Below are 21,245 nucleotides of genomic sequence, written 5' to 3'. Positions count from 1 at the left end.
TTGGATTAATAACCGGGGTTCTGTGACAGGTTAGCCTTGGTGATCTCACCTCCGGGTATTGGTTCATAGTAATTCCTGACAGGGAAAGTGAAGGAAGAATTGCGCTCATCAAAGCGGCAATCAAATATATATTTCCCGTTCACGTAATCTGCTAATTCAGGTTTGGCGCCTTTTGCAAAAAGGAAAGGATTACACATCCTCCATGTTCTTGCATTTACTTCCTGGTCAAATGTTCTCCAGCGGCACATATCCCAATAGAGTTTATTTTCAAAAGCCAATTCTTTCCTTCTTTCTATGCGGATGATCTGCAAACCACGATTAGGAGCCAGTACGTATCCGCCTGTGCCCATTTCTTTTGGAATGGAAGCGCTGGCAGAGAGTTCTGTTCTATCAGTGAGCATGGTGGCTCCGGCACGTTCCCGTATCAGGTTGATACAGGTGAAGGCATCCTGTTGCAGATCAACTCCGGCTATGGTTCCTCCATTTTGTTGTAATTCCAATGCGGCTTCTGCGCGGTTCAACAATATTTCTGCATAACGAATTTCAATCCATGGTTGTATAGACCTGTGCAAAGTAGTATTAGCAGATGGCAATACAGGGTCCATGTATTTCCTGCCGGCAAATCCTGTTACGGAAGCGGAGCCTTTGTTAGAGGTAGGGCCATCCTGGCCGGAGGCATAGATCTTTTCACCGGTGCTCAGTACAATGGTTACCTGGCCGGCAGGTTTCCAGTCGCTGGATTCTTTTACGTTTGTTTTATAAAAGGCTATCTGAGAGTAAGCTGTTTTACTATCATCCGGGAAGAATTTAAGAATGGGCGTTGCAGGATCTATGCTTTCAACGAAAGTACCGCGGCGGAGATCTGTATATCCATCTTTGAATTTCTGGCCGGGGAGGAGCACAGTACCTCGCAGGCGTGGTTCACAAGTGTCGAAAAGCTCCCTTACATTATTATATACTTTATAGGCGCCGTTGATGTCTAAAGTGTTAAGTTGTCCTTTGGCATTCTTTGGCAGCCCGTCAAAAAGCTCTACGTAATCAAGGGTGGGGCAGAAACGATCTCCGTAGGTAGAGGTGAGATGTGCGGGGGCATTTACAGCATCCCAGCTGTGAACGGATTCAGGAAAGGAATATCCTTTTATAAAAATGGTTTCTGTGCTGGTGGCATCCAGGAACAGGTCTGCATAGTTATCGGCGGTAGCCAGTTTATCAGTAGCGGACCATTTTTTCTTATACAGGCTGTACTTGTTTTCCAGCAGTTTTGCTGCATCATAACTGGCCTTGAAATAATCATTTGCTTTGCTGGCAGGCATGCCGCATACTACTATGCCATTTGCAGTATAAGGGGTGCCATAGCGGGCAATGGAACCGGCAAAGAGCATGGCCCTTGATTTAAAAGCAGCAGCTATATATTTATTCACGCGTCCTTTGCTCTCACTTGTTTCACCTAAACCGGCATAAGCGGAATCAAGGTCTGCGGCGATAAAATCATAACTCTCCTGTTCACTGCTGCGGGGTACTTTCAGTTCTTCTGCATTGGAACCGTTGAATTCCTGCACTACCTTAACAAGGGGAACACCGCCATAACGTTTTACCAGTGCGAAATAAGTATAAGCGCGGATGAACTTTGCTTCACCTACCCATCTTGCTATTTTATCTTTCGTGAAGTTTCCGCTGTATTTGGGCAGGTTTTCTATCAGGTTATTGGCATAACGGATCACGCCATAGGCATCTCCCCAATAACCTCGTGCAGGACTGGAAAATCCGCCATTATTACGATTGGCATTTTCTCCTGTATTGATAGAGAGGCTATTGATAATGTTCCAGGTGTTAAAACCCGCAGTGCCTTCTACTGTACTGAACTTAAAATCTTCCATGGGCATGCGGCTGTACAGCGATGCCATGTAAGCGGCTATGCCGGCATCGTCTGTAAATATATCCGGATCCTGTATCACACTAACAGGCGGGATATCCAATGTATTACAAGCTGGGAATACTGCTAAGAGTATCACTGCTGCCATATATTTTAATCTTTTCATAACGATCATGTGAATTTGTTAGAATTTAATACTGGCGCCGAAGTTGACTGTTTTATTAAGCGGATATAAATATCCATACAGTTCAGAAGGATGTTCAGGATCAACCCCCACGGCATTGGTGAAAGTGACGAGGTTATAACCGTTCACAAAAAAGCGGAGACTTTGAATGCCTACCCTGTTCAATAGTTTGTTTGGCAGGGAATAGCCGAGTTCAATACTTTTTATACGGAGATAAGCACAGTTCTGAATACCCCGTTCTGAATTAATGTCATAAACAGTACCGGTGTAAGCATTGTATCCGGGAATCCATTTGTTGGATGGATCATAAGGATCTTTTGTGGGATCTTCCGGATGCCATCTGTCCATAAAGAAGTCGAGCGCATTCTGGGAAATGGTCTGATACATTTCTCCATAAGCGGAGTAGGACATGCCGCCGCCCTGGAACAGCATATTCAGATCAATACCTTTATAGTCTGCGGAAAGGGTGAAACCATAGTTCAGCAGGGGGTAATTCCTTTTTCCGTTGAAATCGCTGCCGGGATTAATGGTAGTAGCGATAGGGTATCTGTCCATATCATCTATCACACCATCGTGATTCCAGTCTTCATAGATATAGTCACCGGGAAGAACAGCGCGGCCTGTGTAGATGGGATATTTTGCGATCTGATCATAACTTTGATATTGCCCTTCGTAACCCCAGCCAAACCACACATCATTGTAGCGGTTGGCATTATTATTCCTCCAGTTGTTGTAAGAGTTACCTTCCCGGGCTCTTTCTATGTACATGTTCTTGGTACGTGTGAGGGAGATATTACCTGTGAGGCTGTAACTAAAGTCCCTGCCTATCCTGTTCCTGTGAGTGGCCATGAATTCAAAACCTTCCGTCTGATCGCTGTTAAGGTTTTCCTGTGGCAGGTTGGCGCCAAAAGAACCGGGCAGGGAAAGCAGGCGGTTGGCCAGTAATCCGCTGCGGTCTCTGCGGAAGATGTCGAAAGTTACACCCAGCAATCCTTTCCACAGTTCGGCGTCGAGGCCAAGGTTCACCTGTTTGGATTCAAACCAGGTGATATTCATATTGGGAGCATTCCTGAATCCGAGTGCGCTTACCCAGCTGCCTTCAAACTGGTAACCTCCGGCAAGGGCCTGAGAATTTCCGCCGAAGGGATAATCGTATCCTGAAATGAACTGGTAAGAGGAAGCGCCATCATCACCCGTGATACCATAACTACCGCGCAGTTTTAAATTATTTATGAAGGAGAAGGTGGGATTGTTCTTCATAAATCCTTCTTCGGAGATGCGCCATCCGCCCATAATAGATGGGAAGAAACCCCATTGTTTACCGGGAGGGAATTTGGAGGATCCATCGTAGCGGAAGCTGAACACCATCAGGTATTTGGAGTTGTAATCATAATTGAACCGGCCTACGAATCCTTTGTTGGAATTTTTCCATACGCTACCGGTATTACTGCTGCCTACCTGGTTGAGGGAATTACCGGCAAACAGGTAAGGCAATGGAATGGTTAATTCCCGTGTAGCATAAAAACCATCTCCGGTGGCAACGCTTTCTTCATACAGCGCCAGCAGGTCTACATTATGTTTTTTGGCGAAGGTGTGGGTGTAGTTTAAAGAGAACTGCATGAGGGTACTGGGAAGAACAGCATAGTTCCGGTTGATCTGGTTAGGGATCTGGTATTTATAACCCTGGTAGAAATCTGTGGTAGCGTTGTAATCATATACGGTGAATATTTTTTGGAAGGTGCTGTTGTCATTCATCGTAGCATCATAACTGAACATTCCCTTTGCCATCAATCCTTCCACATAGGGCACTTTGTAATCGAGGGAGAAAGTGCTCTGGAAGGTTTTACTGTTGCGGAGCTTGAAACCGGAGATGTCTGCATCTGCTATTGCGCCGGGGTGATAATCCGCAAGGTTATGATAGAGGTATTGCGGATTGTCGTTTGCATAATAAGGATCATCAGGGTGAGAGCGCCAGAGGTTTTTGAAGATCTCCCAGGAATCGCGGTTGGGACTGTTCTTCTCATCTAAGATACCATTGAGCTTCAGGGATGCTTTGATCCTTGGGGTGATCATGGCATTGATGTTGGCGCGTAAGTTGTATCGTTTGTATTTCAGGGAATTGCTTTTCCAGAAACCACCCTGATCTGTATAACCGAGGTTGATAAAATAATCTACTTTATCTCCTGCGCTTCCGCTGGCGCTCAGGTTATGATAGGACTGCGGGGCATTATTCCGCATCACCATACCATACCAGTCTGTACTTTGTTTTGTACCATCCCTGTAGGGTTTGATGATGTCATCTGTAAATGTTGGTCTTGGCGAGTTGAGGTTGTGCATGGACTGCTCGTTAAAGATGGTAAAGCGGTCCAGTGCGCCCAGTGGTTTTGGAAGGCCGGTAGGATTTTGCAGGCCATAATAGAATGAATATTCTATCCTTGCTTTACCGGGATCACCTCTTTTGGTGGTGATCAGTACAACACCATTTGCTGCGCGCACGCCATAAATGGCTGCTGCGGCATCTTTCAATACGGAGATACTTTCTATTTCATTAGGGTCCATGCGTGCCAGGTCTCCTCTAGGTACACCATCTACTACAAGGAGTGGAGCACCGAAACCGCGGATATCAAACTGGTTGGTAAAATCACCGGGTTCTGAAGTGTTCTGTTTTACACGCAGGCCGGGCACTTTACCTGTAAGCATATTCTGTACGTTCTGGTTTTTGGTGGTCACAATTTCTTTTGAGCTTACGGTAGCAACAGATCCTGTGAGTGTTATTTTTTTCTGTGTACCATATCCTACCACTACTACTTCGTCCAGCTTTTTCTGATCTTCTTTTAAGATGATCTGCATCACGGCGCCTTCTTTTACCGGCATCTCCTGAGCGATGTATCCCATAAAGGAGAAAACGAGGAAAGCGTTGGCGGATGGAACTTCCAGGGAGAAATTGCCATTGGCATTTGTAACGGTACCGCTGGAAGTACCTTTTACGGCAACACTAACACCAGGTAAGGGTTCCCCCTTTTCTCCGGTAACTCGGCCAGTTACGGTAATGGGTGGCGAGAAGTTTTTTACAATGGGGGTGGCTTCTGTTTTTTGCTTTACCACTACTGTTTTGTCAATTATTTCATACGTGAAAGGCTGATCTCTGAAACATTCCTGTAGGGCTGTTATAACAGGAGCATTCTGCAATTTCAGTGTGAGCTTTTTAGATTGTGCCAGCCACTCGTCCCGGTAGAGGAACGTATACCCGGTTTGTTGTTTGATGGCATCAAATGCCTGTTCCAGCGATGCGTTCTTCAGTGATAATGAAACGCCCTGGGCGTAGCTGCTGGCGGATACATTCAAACTGGCAATAATGATCAATAGGATGCTTGCCCACATGGTCAGGGATATCCTGAAGGATACACGTCCCGTTACAGGCAGAGTTACGACTTTACAATTCCATTGCATAGTGTTTACATTGTTAGGATTAAGTGATCAATAATATTTATTAGAGAGATACAGGCACTACTGTATTCGTGGACGATGTGCCATGCTGATATTCATAACGTGTTACTATATGTTGTTCTGCCGTTATTCCAAAACGATTAATTTATTTCCTTCCAGCCTGGTGCGTATACCGCTTATTTCCAGGCCGCGTATTACTTTGGAGAGATACATGCTGCGTGGTACTTCCCCTGAGATCCTTCCCTGTGGTACCTTTCCTTCATAAGCGATCTCTATATTATACCAGCGTGATATCTGGCGTAATAAACCAGCTACGTCTGTGCCGGCAAAACGGAATAATCCGTCTTTCCATGCAATAACGTTGGCGGCATCTACTACCCTGATACTGATCTCATTTTTACCCGGTTGTGATACAGCCTGCTGGCCGGGTTCCAGGCGTTGGGAGATATCTCCTTTCTTCACGATTACAGCACCTTCGAGCAAACTGGTGTGAATAGCGGGTTCATCTTTATACGCGTTGATATTAAAACTGGTGCCTAATACCAGCACTTCTGTTTCATTATCATTAATAGAAACTTTGAAAGGCATATTGGCTTGTTTGGCTACTTCGAAATAAACTTCTCCGGTTATTTCCACTCTTCTTTCACTGCCAGAGAAAACAGCAGGGAAACGGATGGAGGAAGCTGCATTCAACCATACTTTGGTGCCATCAGATAAGGTGAGCTGGTATTGACCTCCTTTGGGTGTACTGAGCAGATCATAAGTAACGGCTGCATTCCTGCTGGCTTGCTGACTGTAGGCCAGTTGCCCGTTGCCCATGTTAACAATACCCTGTTGTGCCAATGAACGGTTGCCGGAACTGTCCAGGGTGATAATGGTACCGTTAGCTAAAGTAAGCGTGGCTTTATTACTGCCGGGTACGATATCATTTTTATTTGATGCGGTAACAGTTACCGGCTGCGGTGGTTTGTTGAAAAAAGTGAACCAGGTGCCGGTGCCGGCCAGCAAAAGGATGGCTGCTGCTGCGGACCATTTAATGATGATGTTGTTGTTGCGGATGGGCTTCAGTACTTTCTGGTCTTTCCGGGAAGCAATAGCCTGGTTAAACATATAATCCCAGTCCATCTCAGGTAATAACTCACCCGGCCTGATCAGCTGGAACTCTTCATCTATCAGCTTATGCAGTTCCTGCTCGTAGCGGCTTTTCCGGATATATGCCATCAGTTCCTGGTATTCTTCCGGGTTACAGGCATTATCAGCATAACGTTTCAGCAAATAGCGTAAGCGATCTATCATTTCGTGGAATATTTTCTCATATAGGTTAACCCCTGTGGCGAATGAAAGGACCGGAAAAGAAAAAAAATAAATTAAAGGGGGAGATGGGAGATCAGTTCAGGGCTGGTGGCCAGCAGGAAGATGGGAAACAGGGTTCCGTGGTTTTGGAGGTATTGACGAATGTATTGCAGTACTTCTACGATAATGTTTTTTACCCGGCTTTTAGAAAGGTTCAATTGTGCGGCGATCTGTTCATGATTCAGGCCCTGCTGGCGGCTTAGCCAATAAACGGTCTGTTTTTGACGGGAGAGGAGGGAAAGGCCTTTTTCTATGAGGGCCTGACTTTCCCGCAGTTCCACCTGTTCCTGTGTCTGGTTATCTGCCGTTGCGGAGATGCGGTACCAAACCTGTTGCTGCATCCGCTTGTCCAGGGACAGTTTTCTCAGGTACTTGAAGGTTTTGTTGCGGGCGGTGGTTAATATATATAAGGAGGGTTCTTCTAATTCTGCGAGTCTTTCCCGGTGTTGCCAGATGCTGATAAATACTTCCTGCAGGATATCTTCTGTGGCAGTTTCTGTTTTACATAACCTGAAAACAAGCGCCAGCAGCCTCTTTTTATAAGCTTCGAATAATTGCCGGAATGCGATCTCATCACCAGCTGCTACCAGCTGGAAAAGCTCTTTTTCATTGTTATGTTGGCCGGAGTACATTATTTGAAAACAGTCAGTTCGTGGATCTTGGTTATTAGCAGAACAAGTTAAATATACAAAAAAGGATGAAAATCTATGCCCTATAGTACAGGATGCATCATTAACTCCTTTGGAGTATATTTAAAAATGAAATTTTTTCTGCTAATAGCTTCCACTATTTTATTATCCTCTTTTGTTGAGGATAAACTGCATCCTGCTGTATCTGCAAAGGTGAATGGTTTTACCGGTGAAAGATTAGATGCTTCCTATAACAACCGTATCCTTGCACAGGATGTTGACAAATTAGTGTCTGCTTTTAAAACACGTACAGAAACCCGCTGCTGGCAAACGGAGTTTTGGGGGAAGTGGTTCACTTCTGCGGTGCTGGCTTATCGTTACAGACCGGAACCAAGATTGAAAGAAGTGCTGGACCATGCGGTAACAGGTATTCTCAGTACGCAGACGGCAGATGGTTATATCGGGAATTACGCGCCTGCCAACAGGTTGCAGCAATGGGATATATGGGGAAGGAAATATGTGATGCTGGGTTTACTGGATTATTATGATCTGACGGGAGATAAGAAAAGTTTAACTGCAGCAGGAAAAGTGGCGGACCATCTGATCCTGGAATTGGGGGAAAAGGGTCTGCTGATCGTTAAAATGGGCAACCACAGGGGCATGGCGGCTTCTTCTGTATTGGAACCTATTTGCCGGTTGTATGCAAGAACGAAGAATAAAAAATACATGGCTTTTGCGGATGAGATCGTTCGTGAATGGGAAACACCACAGGGGCCACAGTTGATCAGCAAAGCGGAGATTGATGTAGCGAAACGTTTTCCAAAAGCTGTGAATAACTGGTTTGGCTGGGATCAGGGGCAGAAGGCATATGAGATGATGTCCTGCTACGAAGGGTTGCTGGAATACTATCGCTTAACGGGAGAGGAGAAATATAAACATGCGGTGGAAGCAACATGGGAGAACATCCGGACCACGGAGATCAATGTGGCGGGTTCCGGTGCTGCCATCGAGTGTTGGTTTGGTGGTGCGCATTTGCAAACGGCGCCGATCCATCATTACCAGGAAACTTGTGTAACGGCTACCTGGATCAAGTTGAGCCAGCAGTTATTGCGATTAACAGGAGAAGCGAAATATGCAGATGCTATTGAGCAAACTTTCTATAATGCTTTGCTGGGCGCTATGACAACTGATGGTGCAGGATGGGCAAAGTACACACCTTTATATGGACAACGTTTGAAAGGCAGTGAGCAATGCGGGATGGGATTGAATTGTTGTGAGGCCAGCGGGCCGAGGGGATTGTTCACTTTGCCGTTAACGGTTGCCATGTCCGGCAAAGAAGGTGTGTCTGTTAATTTCTTTACGGAAGGGGCTTCTGTTTTAAAAACACCTTCCGGTCAGCAGGTGACTATTCAGCAACACACGGATTATCCGGTAACAGGAAAGATAGCGATCAGTGTGCAGCTTCCTAAAGCAGAAGAGATGATCCTGCGTGTGCGGATCCCTGCATGGAGTGAAACTTCTACGTTAACCGTGAATGGTGCAGCTATTGCTGCTGTAACGCCGGGCACGTATGTTGAGATCAAACGTACATGGGTAAACGGAGATGCAGTGGAATTGCAGCTGGATATGAGGGGGCGTGTTGAAGCATTGGGCACCACGCCAAAGTATGTGTCTATTTCACGCGGGCCCATTTTGTTAGCAAGAGATGCAAGACTCCCCGGACCTGAGATCGGCGCTATTGTAAGACCGATAACAGATAAGGGTAAGTATATCACACTCACTTTAAAGGACGTCAATAAAGCAGGGATCTGGATGCAGTTTGATGCTTTGTGCATGCCGGAGTCCTATGCGGAAGGTGCCATAAAACCTGTTCCGCTTTCGTTGTGTGATTATGCTTCTGCAGGGAACGGAGCTTCATTGCCCATGTTCAGGGTATGGATGCCACAGTTGCTGGATCCTAAGGACCTGTAAGCAAGGGTTTATCGTTTCACGGCTATAGCATCAATTTCTATCAGCATTCCATCCAACGCCAGTTTCGGGACGGGGATCAATGTATTCACGGGGAATTTCTTGTCCGGCCACATCTGTTCAAATTCGTCTATGATGATCTGCAACTTTTCCTGGTTATGGTCTACCACCAGTGTGGTTACTTTTACCACATCGCTCATTAACGCATTTTGAGAGGCTAAGGCAATCCATATATTATTTAAGCAATGTTTTACCTGTGTACGAAAGTCCGGGTTCAGTTTACCTTCTATATTTTCTTCTCCCCCCTGGCCAGCCACAAAGATAAACTGACTGTGTGCCGGTACTGTTGCTACATGTGAGAACCCATAAGGTCTTGGATCAAAGAGGGCTGCTGGATTGGTGATCTTCATTGTTACTTTATTTATATAAAGACAAAGGGGGGATCCAAAACGTGACAAATAATAGGATTTTCGCCTATAGCGGTATCGAAGGAGTATCAAACACGTATCGAACCTGTCTTAAACAAAGGGTGTTTTTCCCTTGTGTTAAAATAGTATCAGCCAAATAAAGTTTCTGTTATAGGGCAACCCGGCAAACTTCAGCGCCGTATTACCGGATAGTTTCTAATTCTTAACCGTTAATCATTATGCTGAACACAAAAACACACATCGCTGTGATTGCCCTCGCATGCCTGTCAGTGGCTTGTACAAGAGATCAGGCACCTCCTGTGCCTCCACCCCCGGTTAACAATGTTGTGCTGAAAGATGTTGCTCCATTAGGGCAGGTACTTACAGACAGTGTTGGCCGCACACTTTATTATTACACAAAAGATACTACCGGTGGTTCTGTCTGCACCGGCGGATGCAGGGATACCTGGCCTATCTTTTATACCCCCACCGTTCGGCTGAGTGCCGGTTTAACGGCTGCTGATTTTGGTACCATTACCCGTACGGATGGTGCATTGCAAACTACTTACAAAGGATGGCCGCTGTATTACTTTAAAAATGATGCAGCTGCGGGTGAAGCGAAAGGAGAGAACATGGGTAAAATATGGTTCGCGGCTAAACCGGACTATACTATCATGCTCATGAACGGTCCTTTGATCGGGAATAATGGCAAACAGTATACCAGTGCTTATGTGGAAGGTGTTGAAATTGTTCAGTATTTCACGGATGCTAACGGCCGTACGCTGTATGCTTTCAAGAACGATAAGAACGGGTTGAACAAATATACCAAGGAGGATATGAGTAACAATCCTACCTGGCCTATTTATGAAGTAGCAGAGTTGAAGAAGGTGCCTACCGGTGTGACGGCAGCTGATTTTGCTATCATCAATGTGTTTACGAAAAAGCAACTTACTTATAAAGGCTGGCCTTTGTATTATTTCGGCGCTGATGCTATGCAGCGTGGGAAAACGAAAGGTGTAAGTGTTCCGACGCCGGGTATCTGGCCGATTGTGAACCAGCTAACCGCAGTAGCTCCCAATTGATTATTATTAAACCGGGCCCGCAGTATTTTTGCTGCGGGTTTTTTCTTTTTTTATTTAGGTAGGGATTGCTGCGGGTTTTTCATTTAGGTAGCAATTGCGGCGGATTTTTTCTTTTAGGTAGCAATTGTTTCGGGTTTTTTCATTTAGGTAGCAATTGCTGCGGATTTTCTCTTTCAGGTAGCAATTGTTTCGGTTTTTCCTTTTCAATTCAGACGCGCTTCTTTACAATTCATGCATCTCTCCCTTGTGACCTTTTACTGGCAGCCCTAATTTTGTTCTCATATTAATTAACCCCAAAAAATATTTAGTATGAGGATCATTATCTCCTTGCTCATGGTATGTTTGAGCCTGGCTGCCTGTAATGTCAGGGAGTCTTTGGTAACCGGCGGCAGGTATGCGATGGATTCCACGCAGTTAATTGCAAAAGGCAAAACGCTGGCGGATGCTTATGGGAATTGCGTGCCCCAGCAGGTTTTGAAGGATATGAATGAGGAAGAGTTCCGGGCCTGGCAGGCTTATCTGAAATTAGTGTCGGCCAGGGCAGGGAGATAACAATTCATCCATGTTTTAGTACAATTCATCCTTGTTTCCCTCAATTCACCGCCATGTTATACGATATACACCCGGATTTTAATACATTTATAACATGGCCTTTGTAAGATATAGTAAGAAAGAGCCACTGGTCTTTGGCTGGGTGATGATCCCTTATATCCTTGTGATGAACATGCTGATATTAGGGACCTGCATCTTCAGCAGTGTACTGGAATTTGGCAAAAGCTTTATCGGGAGCGGGTTTTACTTCCTGGTCATCTATTTTATATTTGGCCTGGTAGCGGTGTTCATCCGTAACAGGTTCCCTTCCGCCGGAGACCTGTTTAAGCGCATTGCCATTATGTTGCCCATATTCTACCTCATGAATATCGCCAGCATGACGGCACTGTATCTTTCTTACAATCACATTCCTTTCCTGGCATGCCAGGTGAAGCCAAATATGTTCTGGTGGGCTGTATTGTGCGGCTGCATCCTGAGCACGGTGATCACTTTTATCAATGAAGCGATTGCTAACTGGGAAAACTGGAAGTCTTCCCTGGCAGAAACGGAAAAGCTGAAGAACGCTTACCAGCGAAGCAGATTGCTGGGTTTGAAAGGCCAGATCAACCCGCATTTCCTGTTTAATTGTTTTAACACCCTCTCCGGCCTTATCCCGGATGAAGAAGAAAGGGCTGAAAAGTTCCTGGATGAAATGAGTAAGGTACACCGGTACCTGCTACGCAATGATGATGAATTCCTGATACCGGTGGCGGATGAGATCAAATTTGCGGAGTCCTATCTGTACTTAACAGAACAACGTTTCGGCACTGCTATTAAAGCTACCATCAGGGTAGATAAAGATGCCCTTCGCAAGAACCTGCCCCCGCTGAGCATGCAGGTGATCCTGGAGAATATCATCTATACGAATGCCATCAGTAAAAAGAACCCGCTGAAGATCCTCATCGAAAGCAATGATAATAATGAGATCTCCATCACGCATACGGTATATGAAAAAACGGTGTTGCAGAACTTTAATATTGAAGAAGGGCTGGACAACCTGCTGAACAAATACCAGTTGCTGAATGCTCCGCCGATCACGATCAGCGAGAGCAGTAACATACGGATCATCATTTTACCCTTGTTCGGGGGAAGGGAGGTAGTGTTATGAAATTTGTAAAGCCCAGCAGGATACAAACACAGAGTTTTATATATTCCATGCCTTTGATCATACTGGCCTGGGTGTATATCCTCTATGACAACAGGATCTTTAGCGACTGGCGGATCTGGGCGATCTCTTTTCCGCTCCTGTATGGAATAGGGCTGGTGTCCTGGTTTATGCATTACCAGTACAATCACTATGTGATCAGCCGGTTCCCTTCGCTGGAACAAACGGCGCAGCGGATCAGGTGGAAAGCACTGGTGAACTTTATCGTGATGACGCCTTCAGGCCTGTTCATCTTACTGGTATATGACTGGTTTCATATATTGGGATATGAACTGGAAACGATAGACCTGGTGTACGGATACCTGAATGGCCTGGCGGTGAATATCATTTTTGAAACGTTGTGGGAGGTATTGTACATCATTGATAAATACCGGGAAAGTGCCACGGAACAAGAGATGCTGGAGAAATTACACCTGGAGCAGGAGTTTGATAACCTCAAGCAAAAGGTGAATCCGCATTTCCTGTTCAATTGCTTCAACACGTTATCTTCCTTAATTACGGAGGATAAAAAAATGGCGGAAGAGTTCCTGGATGAACTGAGCAAGGTGTACCGCTACCTGTTGCGGAATAATGAGAGCGGTATGAGCACGGTGGAACAGGAGGTGAATTTTATACAAAGCTATTACCAGTTACTGAAAACAAGGCATGGGGACAGTTTCCAGATGTATGTGAAGATCGCTCCCGGGTTTATGTCCTACGAACTGCCGGCGCTGAGCTTGCAGTTATTGGTGGAAAATGCGGTGAAACATAATGTGGTGAGTAAACAGGAGCCGATCGCCATTACCATTACTTCTACGGAAGACGGTTACCTGGTGATAGAGAATAACCTGGTGAAGAAGATCAGCAAACCGGAATCAACCGGGATAGGCCTTACGAATATCCGGGAGAAATACAGGCTGTTGCGCAGGTATGATATCCGGATCAGTGAATTGAATAACCGGTTTGTGGTAGTGCTGCCACTGATCCCCGGGTTGAGTTAAGTATTGTAAATTTCTTTTTATGAATATTTTTATAATTGAAGATGAAGATCTGGCTGTAAAGAAATTACAGAAAACATTGCAGGCTGTAGACCCAACTTCTACAGTAGTGGGTACGGCAGACAGTATTGCTTCTGCGGTGGAATGGCTGCAATCCAATCCCAAACCTGACCTGATCCTGATGGATATTGAGCTGGCGGATGGTCAGAGTTTTGAGATCTTCAATTTAACGGAAGTAAAAAGCCCCGTGGTATTTACTACCAGCTATGATGAATATGCCCTCAAGGCCTTTAAGGTAAATAGTATCGACTACCTGCTGAAACCTGTACAGAAAGACGAACTGCAGGCGGCATTGAATAAATATAAAGAACTGAAGAAAGGATTTTCTGCCGGTACACCGGATGAAACCATGAACATGGATCATCTGCTGAAAGAACTCCGGCAAAAGCTGCAACCCCCGGCTTACAGGAAACGGTTTCTCGTAAAACACGGGCGGAAGCTTGTTTCCATTGATATTAGCGAGATCGCTTACTTCTTCTGTGATGGAAGACTAAACTTCTTTAAAACATATGATAACCAGAAGTTTGTTATTGATTACACGATGGACGAGCTCGATGAGATGCTGGATCCGGAACAATATTTCCGCATCAGTCGTGCTTTTTTTGTTGCTGTGCGCAGCATCGATAAGATTGATGATTATTTTGGTAACCGCCTTATTCTTGGATTAAAGCCCTCAGAAAGTAAGGAAGCCCTGGTGAGCCGCGAGCGGGTGACGGAGTTCAAGAAATGGATGGGCAAATAGGCGATCCTTAATGATTAGGTAACATTGGATGCTTTTCTTTGCGGCTTACAACCGTCAATATGAAAAGAAGGAATTTTCTGAAGAGCTTCGGCGTATTCTCCGCTGCTGCAGCGTTACCGGCAGTAGAGGTTTTAGGAAGAGATAAAAGTCAGGCTAAAAAAGTACAGGGTAGAGTAATAGCTGCCGGCAAAGGTATTGCGAATGTTGTGATCAGCGATGGTTTCAACGTAGTGAAAACCGGTAATGATGGCAGCTTTGGCTTTGAGCCACATGTGAATGCAGAATTTGTATTCCTGTCCGTTCCCTCCGGTTATGCCATCCCTCATAAAAAAGGCATAGCTGATTTCTATGTTAAGATAGATAAGAATTTCCCTTCGCAAAACATCAACTTCTCCCTGGACGCTATCAAAGGCGGCGACGATAAACATGCCTTCATTGTATGGGGCGATACGCAGATCCTCACGAAAGAAGATGCTAACTTACTGAAAACAATTTCTGCACCGGATACTCAGGCGTTGGTAGCTTCTCTTGGTCAAATTCCTATCCATGGTATTGGCGCGGGAGACCTGGTGTTTGATAAATTCGAGTTATACGCAGATTATAAAGAAGCAGTGGGTATCACCGGCGCACCTTTCTTCCAGGTGATCGGGAATCATGATATTGATTATTCTGCCCGTACGGATGATAAATCCCAGGATACTTATAAAGAGAACTTCGGTCCTACTTATTATTCTTTCAACAGGGGTAAGATCCATTATGTGACGCTGGATAATGTATTCTTTATTGGCGCTGGTCATCGTTACATTGGTTATCTCACGGAGAATCAATTGAGCTGGCTGGAGAAAGACCTGCAACATGTACCGGCAGGTAGTACGGTAGTAGTTTCCCTGCACATTCCTTCAGACAATGGTGCCAAGAGAAGAAGTGGTGCGAAAGAAGAAGAGCTGGGAGGTGTTACCAGCAACCGTGCTGCATTGTATGCCATGCTGAAAAATTATAAGGTACATATCATGAGCGGCCATACCCATTTCAATGAGAACTGGGAAAAGGATAATATCATGGAGCATAACCACGGTACAGTTTGCGGTGCCTGGTGGACTGGTCCTATTTGTTCAGATGGAACGCCCAGTGGATATGCAGTGTATGAAGTGGAAGGAAACGAGATCAAATGGTATTACAAATCCGTTGGTTTTGATAAAACACACCAGATCAGCATCCATAAAAAAGGCAGTATCGCTGAACAGGCGGATGCCGTGATAGCGAATGTATGGAACTGGGATCCAAAATGGAAAATAGAATGGCTGGAAGATGGCGTGGCCAAAGGTAAGATGGAACAGATCATCGGTTATGATCCTGAAGCAGTGGAACTCTATCAAGGGACCACTATGCCTGTAAAACATACATGGGTAGAGCCCAGCTTAACAGATCATCTCTTTTCGGCCAAACCTTCTGCCAATGCAAAAGAGATCACCGTGAAGGCTACGGACCGTTTTGGTAATGTTTATACGAAAAAAGTAACGCTCGGATAAAGGTAGACCAGGAGGGATATTTGCAAATATTCCTCCTATATTTACCTTCATGAGGATCATCTTATTTCTGCTACTTTGCAGCAGTGTACATGCACAGCATGTTCAATATGTAAATCCCTTAATGGGAACAGCCCCTGCCACTACTATCAGTGCTAAGAAACATGGCGCTGGTACGGAGATGCTGGCTAATGTTATCCCCGCGGTGGGCTTACCTTTTGGCATGGTGCAATTAACCCCGCAAACCCGCACTACAGAAAAAAAATGCCAGGCGCCTTATTATTATAATGATAAAACTTCCAGCGGCTACAGGTTTACTCATTGGCTGAGTGGTTCCTGCACACAGGATTATGGTAGTGTAACTATTATGCCGGTAACCAGTGGCGGGAATACTTTAGATCATGGCAGCGAAGTCAGTCAGCCTCATTATTACAAGAACAAACTGGGGAATGTACAAACGGAAATGACGGCAACGTTGCGTTGCGGCATGCTGCAATTCACCATGTTGCAGGATGATAGTTTGTACATTATGGTAACGCCTAACAGTGATAAGCAAAAGGGGGGCCTTACTATTGATACGGCCCGGAAAGAGATCACAGGGTATAATCCGGTGTACAGGATCTATCAGGGAAGTGGGCAACCGGCTGGATTTAGTGGTTGGTTTGTGATACAGTATGATGCTTCGCAGGCGGTGGCTACTGCTACAGGTATTAAGTTATATGCAAAGAAAGGGACGGTGATCAAACTGCGTGTTGGTACTTCTTTTACGGACCTTGGCGGCGCGCGGTTGAATATGAAGGTGGAAATGGATACCTGGGATTTTTCTGCTTTGCGTAAACGGGCAGAAGGTGTTTGGGAGAAAGCTTTAGGGCAGATTGAAGTGAGCGGCAGCGATGAAAAGGCGAAACGGATCTTTTATACTTCATTGTATCATAGCATGCAGCATCCCCGCTTAATGAGTAATGTATATGGTACATATCCGCGGTTTGCGGGGGATTATCAAAACGAACAGCTCAGGAATGGGCAGGGCGATTACTACGACGATTTTTCTATGTGGGATATTTACCGGGCGCAGCTTCCTTTGTTCGAAATTCTGCAACCGCGGTTGATCAATGACTTCGTACGTTCTATGATCCTGAAAGGTACACAGGGTGGATGGTTACCGATCTTCCCCTGCTGGAATAGTTATACGGCTGCCATGATAGGGGATCATGGGACGGCGTTTATTGCTTCGGCTTATAATAAGAATATTCGGAATTATGATGTTGAAGCAGCTTATGCACTCATGAGGCGTAATGCTTTTGATGTGGCACCTGCAAAAGATTATAAAGATGGAAAGGGGCGGCGGGCATTGACTTCTTATCTGCAATATGGTTACATACCATTGGAAGATAGTGTGATGGATGCTTTTCATAAAAGAGAACAGGTTTCCCGTACGCTGGAATATGCTTATGATGATTATGCATTGTTTACTGTTGCGAGGAGTCTTGGTAAAACAGAAGATGCTGTTGTGTTGGAGAAACGGGCTGGTAATTATAAGAATGTGTTTGATAAGAACGTGGGATTGATGAATGGACGATATGCGGATGGTAGCTTCTATAAAAGCTTTCATGCGGATAAGAAGTTGCCTTTTATTACAGAGGGTACGCCGCGGCAGTATACTTTTTATGTACCGCAGGATATGAAGGGGTTGTCTTCTTTGCTGAATCTGGAGGCTTCTCTGGATAGTTTGTTTGATAAAAATGAGTATTGGCATGGGAATGAGCCGGGGCATCATATTCCGTTCCTTTACAACTTTACTGCTGCTCCATGGAAAACGCAGGAGAAGGTGGCGCGTATTTTAAAAGAAGAATATAGCGATGGTATTGGCGGACTGAGTGGGAATGATGATGCGGGGCAGATGAGTGCGTGGTATGTGTTTGCGGCTATGGGACTTTATCCTGTTGATCCGGTGGGAGGAGAATATATGCTCTGTACGCCTATCTTCGATCAGATTTCGATCCACCTCCCAAATGGAAAGAAAATGAATATAAAGACAAGCGGGATGGGAGCATATATTCAATCCATCACCGTTAACGGGAAGCCGTATAAAGGTTTTAGTATCCCCCACGAGACCTTGGTGCAGGGAGGGGATATTTTTATTAAGAAAGGAGGTTCTCCGGCTTCGAAACTTTAGAAGGCAGAGAGGCTTCTTTTTAATTTTAAATTAGAAAAAAATATTCTCTCTCTGCCTTCGGGATCTCAGGGGGAGAAAGGTTTCTTTTTCTTTTTTATTAGAATTGATGAAATCAAAAAGGCAAATGCTCCTGCTTCACGGCATAATACTTCAACTCAATCAAATCATTCGGCAGGCTTTTTTTGTTCCAGGTTGGATGGATCGCTAAGGCTGCACCCATGGCTGTGGCCTGGGCCATAGAAGCTGCGTAGATCTCAATCTCCGGAAATAGCATCGCCAGCATGTTCATGTAGATCACGTTTTTGCTGAAACCTCCATCCACAAATATCCGCCGTACTTTTGTTCCTTTTACTACCAGGCCGGTTGAGTGTTGCTGTTGTATGGCAATGTCATACATCAGTTGATGATAGGCAGCTGCATCTGTCGGGAAATCCTTCAGGTGCCTGTCTGCAAAGTTGCCTGCTGGTTTCAGCGGAATTGTTGGATCGTAATCCAGGCTACGGTAACGTATGGCAGGTTGTTTAAAATGATCTGAGATGCGTTTTACCTGCTGCTCATGTTCATAACCGGCAAAAAGGCGGGATGCTTTGATGGGCTTTCCCTGAAAGGTCATGTAACAGAGGCAGTCCTGTTCCAGCTCTTCCGATGTGAGCGGATTATTGTTGAAAGGATTAAAGCTGATGCACCAGGTGCCGGTGGAAATTAATATGAACGGTTCGTGGAAACTTACCAGGTACGGGATTAAAGCTGCTGAGCTATCATGCAGGCCGGTGCCGATGTGATAATTGTTGCCGGGAAATACGGCAGGCATCACTTCGTTGGAAGGCATGAGCGGCGCCAGTTTATCCAGCAGGCCTTCTTCCTTTACCCAGCGGTGATAACTGTTCGTAGTGAAATCCCAGAGATTGGTATGGCAGCCGATGCTGGTGATATCAGAACAGGCGATTCCGGATAAGAGGTAACTCATGTATTGCGGTAAGTGCAATGCATATTTTATGGATTCAAATACCTCTGGCCGTTCCTGTTTCAGGCGGTACAACTGCATGCCGGAGTTGAGGCTTCCTAATACAGGAGAAGCTGTTTGCACACTGAATGCTGCTTCACCACCGTAACGCTGGTAGAATTCCTGCTTTAATTGTTCCGGGTATGCTTTCAGGTAATTATATAAAGGTGTGAGCGGATTCCCGTCTTCATTGATGTACACCAGGCTTGCTCCATAAGTGGAGAAGTTGATGGCTTTTACTTCAATGTCCTTCATCTTAAAAACTTCCCGTAAGGAATCAAATACAGAGAGGCGGAGGCTTTCCAGGTTTTCACAGGGATCGCCGTCTTCATCTGTTGTTTCCGTAAAACGGGCCGTTCTTTCAAATATGATCCTGTATTGTTCATCAAACAGGAACAATTTCTTGTTGGTTTTACCAACATCAAAAATCACTATAACGGGAACTCTTGCCATTCATTCAATTTATTACAAACCGGTAGCCACTGTTTTCAGGCCTCTCTTCTTAATCAATTGTTCTCTCACTTTTGCAGCACGGAAGTAACCTAATGGATTCAATGCACCACCTGCTCTTAAGCGGGCTTCCGCTACCAGGGCGCGTACATCTGTGCGGAAAGCCTGTTGCAGTACTTCCTGTGCAGTTACTACGTCGTTGTTCATTTGTGCTTCTGCGAGTTTCTTCCTGTCTACCAGCAAAGCCTGTGCATAGGTGAGCATGATCGCTTCTACAGATTGCAGCAGATCTTCTAATGGATCTTTTACGTTGTGAGAAGCATCTATCATCCAGCCGAGGTCTTTTGCGTGGTTCATGCCACGTGCATCCATTCCTTCTACCAGTTCATTAAAAATAAGGAATAACTGGTAAGGTTTGATACTGCCTACGGTGAGATCATCATCACCATATTTGGAATCATTGAAGTGGAAACCACCGAGTTTTCCTTCCATCAGCAGAAGGGAAACGATCTGTTCAATGTTCGCATTGGGGAGATGATGCCCAAGGTCTACCAGCGTATAAGCTTTAGGGCCTAATTTGCTGGCATATAATAAAGACTGGCCCCAGTCACCCACCGTGGTGGAGTAAAAGTTCGGCTCAAATGCTTTGTATTCAACAAATACTTTCCAGTTATCGGGCAGGGCTTTGTAGATCTCCTGCAAACCTTCCAGTGTGTTCTGGAATGCCTGGCGGAAGTTCAGCTGGCCGGGAAAACAGGAACCATCAGATAACCAAACGGTGAGAGAATCAGAACCCAGCTCGATACCGTGTTTGATCACTTCTATGTTATGATCGATGGCCTGTTGGCGGATGGCTTTATTGACGTGTTGCAGGGAGCCGAACTTGTAGCTCAGCGCCTGACCTGGCTGGTCCTGGAAGGTGTTGGAGTTCATGGCATCGAAACGGATGCCTTGTTCTGCTGCCAGGGCTTTGATGTGTGCAGGGTTAGAAGGAATATCCCAGGGGATATGCAAAGAAATAGCGCCGCTGGATTGGTTGAGTTTATGCAGCAGGCCAATGTCTTCGATCTTCTCTTCCAGGTTGCGTGGTTCGCCACCAGCGGGGAAACGGCCAAAGCGGGTACCGCCTGTTCCTAAAGCCCAGCTGGGAATGGCTACCTGGAAGGCTGCCAGTTTTTTGAGTATGGCTTCCGTTTGATCTGTTTCTCCGGAAATATAACTGAAGGCGCGTTGATGAGCAGCCTGTAAGGACGCATTGTGTTGTTCAAGTTCCATAGCATGGATTTATTAAGCCATATAAAATACTTCTTTTAAGGGAAAAGTTACAGGTGAATTATCCGGATAGCTATCCATGATATCTTTCATGTAATTCCACCAGCGCTGCATCACTGCCTGTTGTGGCAAATGATCCAGCGCGGTAGCATCTTCCACTTTCAAAAAAGAAAACAGGATATTTGTTTCTTCATCAAGGTAAATGGAATAATCGCTTATTCCGCTTTCCTTTAATAATATCTGTAACTCCGGCCACAACGCACTATGCCGTCTTTTGTATTCGTCTGCATATCCTTCTTTAAGGATCATTTTAACGGCAATGCGTTGCATAGGGAATTGT

16 protein-coding genes are annotated in these 21,245 nt (G+C 45.3%); 8 read left to right on the top strand and 8 right to left on the bottom strand.

Annotated elements, in window-relative coordinates; all coding sequences use genetic code 11:
* Positions 1-5: 5 nt before the first annotated feature.
* The 4 genes from GFS24_RS20605 to GFS24_RS20590 all read right to left on the bottom strand — a co-directional run bounded on the left by GFS24_RS20605 (position 6) and on the right by GFS24_RS20590 (position 7,489).
* On the bottom strand, positions 6-2,039 hold the full coding sequence (locus GFS24_RS20605; RefSeq protein WP_153662709.1) for a RagB/SusD family nutrient uptake outer membrane protein: 2,034 nt from the start codon (positions 2,037-2,039) through the stop codon (positions 6-8).
* 18 nt (positions 2,040-2,057) lie between these two features.
* Positions 2,058-5,438, bottom strand: coding sequence for a TonB-dependent receptor (locus GFS24_RS20600; RefSeq protein ID WP_153662707.1), 3,381 nt, complete (start codon positions 5,436-5,438; stop codon positions 2,058-2,060).
* Positions 5,439-5,630: 192 nt separating this feature from the next.
* Complete coding sequence (locus tag GFS24_RS20595; RefSeq protein ID WP_153662705.1) at positions 5,631-6,800, bottom strand: FecR family protein; 1,170 nt, start codon at positions 6,798-6,800, stop codon at positions 5,631-5,633.
* Between the two features lie 71 nt (positions 6,801-6,871).
* Positions 6,872-7,489 carry an RNA polymerase sigma factor gene (locus GFS24_RS20590; RefSeq protein ID WP_153662703.1) on the bottom strand — a complete coding sequence of 206 codons (618 nt, stop codon included), beginning with the start codon at positions 7,487-7,489 and terminating at the stop codon, positions 6,872-6,874.
* A 126-nt stretch (positions 7,490-7,615) separates the two neighbouring features.
* Here GFS24_RS20590 and GFS24_RS20585 point away from each other — a divergent pair, with 126 nt between their 5' ends.
* Positions 7,616-9,457: a glycoside hydrolase family 127 protein gene (locus GFS24_RS20585; protein ID WP_216647461.1), complete on the top strand. Its 1,842-nt coding sequence runs from the start codon at positions 7,616-7,618 to the stop codon at positions 9,455-9,457.
* A gap of 8 nt (positions 9,458-9,465) precedes the next feature.
* Here the strand turns inward: GFS24_RS20585 and GFS24_RS20580 are convergent, their stop codons facing one another.
* Positions 9,466-9,864, bottom strand: a complete 399-nt coding sequence (locus tag GFS24_RS20580) for a RidA family protein (RefSeq protein ID WP_153662699.1) — start codon at positions 9,862-9,864, stop codon at positions 9,466-9,468.
* Between the two features lie 236 nt (positions 9,865-10,100).
* Between GFS24_RS20580 and GFS24_RS20575 the strand changes: the two genes are divergently transcribed.
* The 7 genes from GFS24_RS20575 to GFS24_RS20545 all read left to right on the top strand — a co-directional run bounded on the left by GFS24_RS20575 (position 10,101) and on the right by GFS24_RS20545 (position 18,180).
* Positions 10,101-10,943 carry a hypothetical protein gene (locus tag GFS24_RS20575; RefSeq protein WP_153662697.1) on the top strand — a complete coding sequence of 281 codons (843 nt, stop codon included), beginning with the start codon at positions 10,101-10,103 and terminating at the stop codon, positions 10,941-10,943.
* A gap of 309 nt (positions 10,944-11,252) precedes the next feature.
* Complete coding sequence (locus GFS24_RS20570; RefSeq protein ID WP_153662694.1) at positions 11,253-11,495, top strand: hypothetical protein; 243 nt, start codon at positions 11,253-11,255, stop codon at positions 11,493-11,495.
* Positions 11,496-11,589: 94 nt separating this feature from the next.
* A complete protein-coding gene (locus tag GFS24_RS20565) occupies positions 11,590-12,642 on the top strand; it encodes a sensor histidine kinase (RefSeq protein WP_153662692.1) in 1,053 nt (350 codons plus the stop codon).
* A 47-nt stretch (positions 12,643-12,689) separates the two neighbouring features.
* Positions 12,690-13,679: a sensor histidine kinase gene (locus tag GFS24_RS20560; RefSeq protein WP_173003135.1), complete on the top strand. Its 990-nt coding sequence runs from the start codon at positions 12,690-12,692 to the stop codon at positions 13,677-13,679.
* A 19-nt stretch (positions 13,680-13,698) separates the two neighbouring features.
* Complete coding sequence (locus tag GFS24_RS20555; RefSeq protein ID WP_153662688.1) at positions 13,699-14,478, top strand: LytTR family DNA-binding domain-containing protein; 780 nt, start codon at positions 13,699-13,701, stop codon at positions 14,476-14,478.
* A gap of 59 nt (positions 14,479-14,537) precedes the next feature.
* A complete protein-coding gene (locus tag GFS24_RS20550; RefSeq protein ID WP_153662686.1) occupies positions 14,538-16,007 on the top strand; it encodes a calcineurin-like phosphoesterase C-terminal domain-containing protein in 1,470 nt (489 codons plus the stop codon).
* A gap of 16 nt (positions 16,008-16,023) precedes the next feature.
* On the top strand, positions 16,024-18,180 hold the full coding sequence (locus GFS24_RS20545) for a GH92 family glycosyl hydrolase (RefSeq protein WP_371731294.1): 2,157 nt from the start codon (positions 16,024-16,026) through the stop codon (positions 18,178-18,180).
* Between the two features lie 112 nt (positions 18,181-18,292).
* Here the strand turns inward: GFS24_RS20545 and GFS24_RS20540 are convergent, their stop codons facing one another.
* From GFS24_RS20540 to rhaM, 3 genes are read right to left on the bottom strand one after another with little or no spacing between them, the layout of a single operon-like run.
* On the bottom strand, positions 18,293-19,636 hold the full coding sequence (locus tag GFS24_RS20540) for an FGGY-family carbohydrate kinase (protein WP_153662682.1): 1,344 nt from the start codon (positions 19,634-19,636) through the stop codon (positions 18,293-18,295).
* A 12-nt stretch (positions 19,637-19,648) separates the two neighbouring features.
* Positions 19,649-20,908: a sugar isomerase gene (locus tag GFS24_RS20535; protein WP_153662680.1), complete on the bottom strand. Its 1,260-nt coding sequence runs from the start codon at positions 20,906-20,908 to the stop codon at positions 19,649-19,651.
* Positions 20,909-20,920: 12 nt separating this feature from the next.
* Positions 20,921-21,235, bottom strand: a complete 315-nt coding sequence (rhaM, locus tag GFS24_RS20530) for an L-rhamnose mutarotase (RefSeq protein ID WP_153662678.1) — start codon at positions 21,233-21,235, stop codon at positions 20,921-20,923.
* Positions 21,236-21,245: the final 10 nt, after the last annotated feature.

It is taken from the genome of Chitinophaga sp. SYP-B3965 (genome assembly GCF_009647655.1).
In the GTDB taxonomy this organism is placed as follows: Bacteria; Bacteroidota; Bacteroidia; order Chitinophagales; family Chitinophagaceae; genus Chitinophaga.
Note: the sequence above shows the minus strand (reverse complement) of the source record. Positions and strands in the feature narration are given on the sequence as shown.

Excerpts from the sequence above, each read along its gene's own strand:
- GFS24_RS20605 (WP_153662709.1), bottom strand. The coding sequence starts at position 2,039 with ATGAAAAGATTAAAATATATGGCAGCAGTGATACTCTTAGCAGTATTC.
- GFS24_RS20600 (WP_153662707.1), bottom strand. The coding sequence starts at position 5,438 with ATGTGGGCAAGCATCCTATTGATCATTATTGCCAGTTTGAATGTATCC.
- GFS24_RS20595 (WP_153662705.1), bottom strand. The coding sequence starts at position 6,800 with ATGATAGATCGCTTACGCTATTTGCTGAAACGTTATGCTGATAATGCC.
- GFS24_RS20590 (WP_153662703.1), bottom strand. The coding sequence starts at position 7,489 with ATGTACTCCGGCCAACATAACAATGAAAAAGAGCTTTTCCAGCTGGTA.
- GFS24_RS20585 (WP_216647461.1), top strand. The coding sequence starts at position 7,616 with ATGAAATTTTTTCTGCTAATAGCTTCCACTATTTTATTATCCTCTTTT.
- GFS24_RS20580 (WP_153662699.1), bottom strand. The coding sequence starts at position 9,864 with ATGAAGATCACCAATCCAGCAGCCCTCTTTGATCCAAGACCTTATGGG.
- GFS24_RS20575 (WP_153662697.1), top strand. The coding sequence starts at position 10,101 with ATGCTGAACACAAAAACACACATCGCTGTGATTGCCCTCGCATGCCTG.
- GFS24_RS20570 (WP_153662694.1), top strand. The coding sequence starts at position 11,253 with ATGAGGATCATTATCTCCTTGCTCATGGTATGTTTGAGCCTGGCTGCC.
- GFS24_RS20565 (WP_153662692.1), top strand. The coding sequence starts at position 11,590 with ATGGCCTTTGTAAGATATAGTAAGAAAGAGCCACTGGTCTTTGGCTGG.
- GFS24_RS20560 (WP_173003135.1), top strand. The coding sequence starts at position 12,690 with ATGCCTTTGATCATACTGGCCTGGGTGTATATCCTCTATGACAACAGG.
- GFS24_RS20555 (WP_153662688.1), top strand. The coding sequence starts at position 13,699 with ATGAATATTTTTATAATTGAAGATGAAGATCTGGCTGTAAAGAAATTA.
- GFS24_RS20550 (WP_153662686.1), top strand. The coding sequence starts at position 14,538 with ATGAAAAGAAGGAATTTTCTGAAGAGCTTCGGCGTATTCTCCGCTGCT.
- GFS24_RS20540 (WP_153662682.1), bottom strand. The coding sequence starts at position 19,636 with ATGGCAAGAGTTCCCGTTATAGTGATTTTTGATGTTGGTAAAACCAAC.
- GFS24_RS20535 (WP_153662680.1), bottom strand. The coding sequence starts at position 20,908 with ATGGAACTTGAACAACACAATGCGTCCTTACAGGCTGCTCATCAACGC.
- rhaM (WP_153662678.1), bottom strand. The coding sequence starts at position 21,235 with ATGCAACGCATTGCCGTTAAAATGATCCTTAAAGAAGGATATGCAGAC.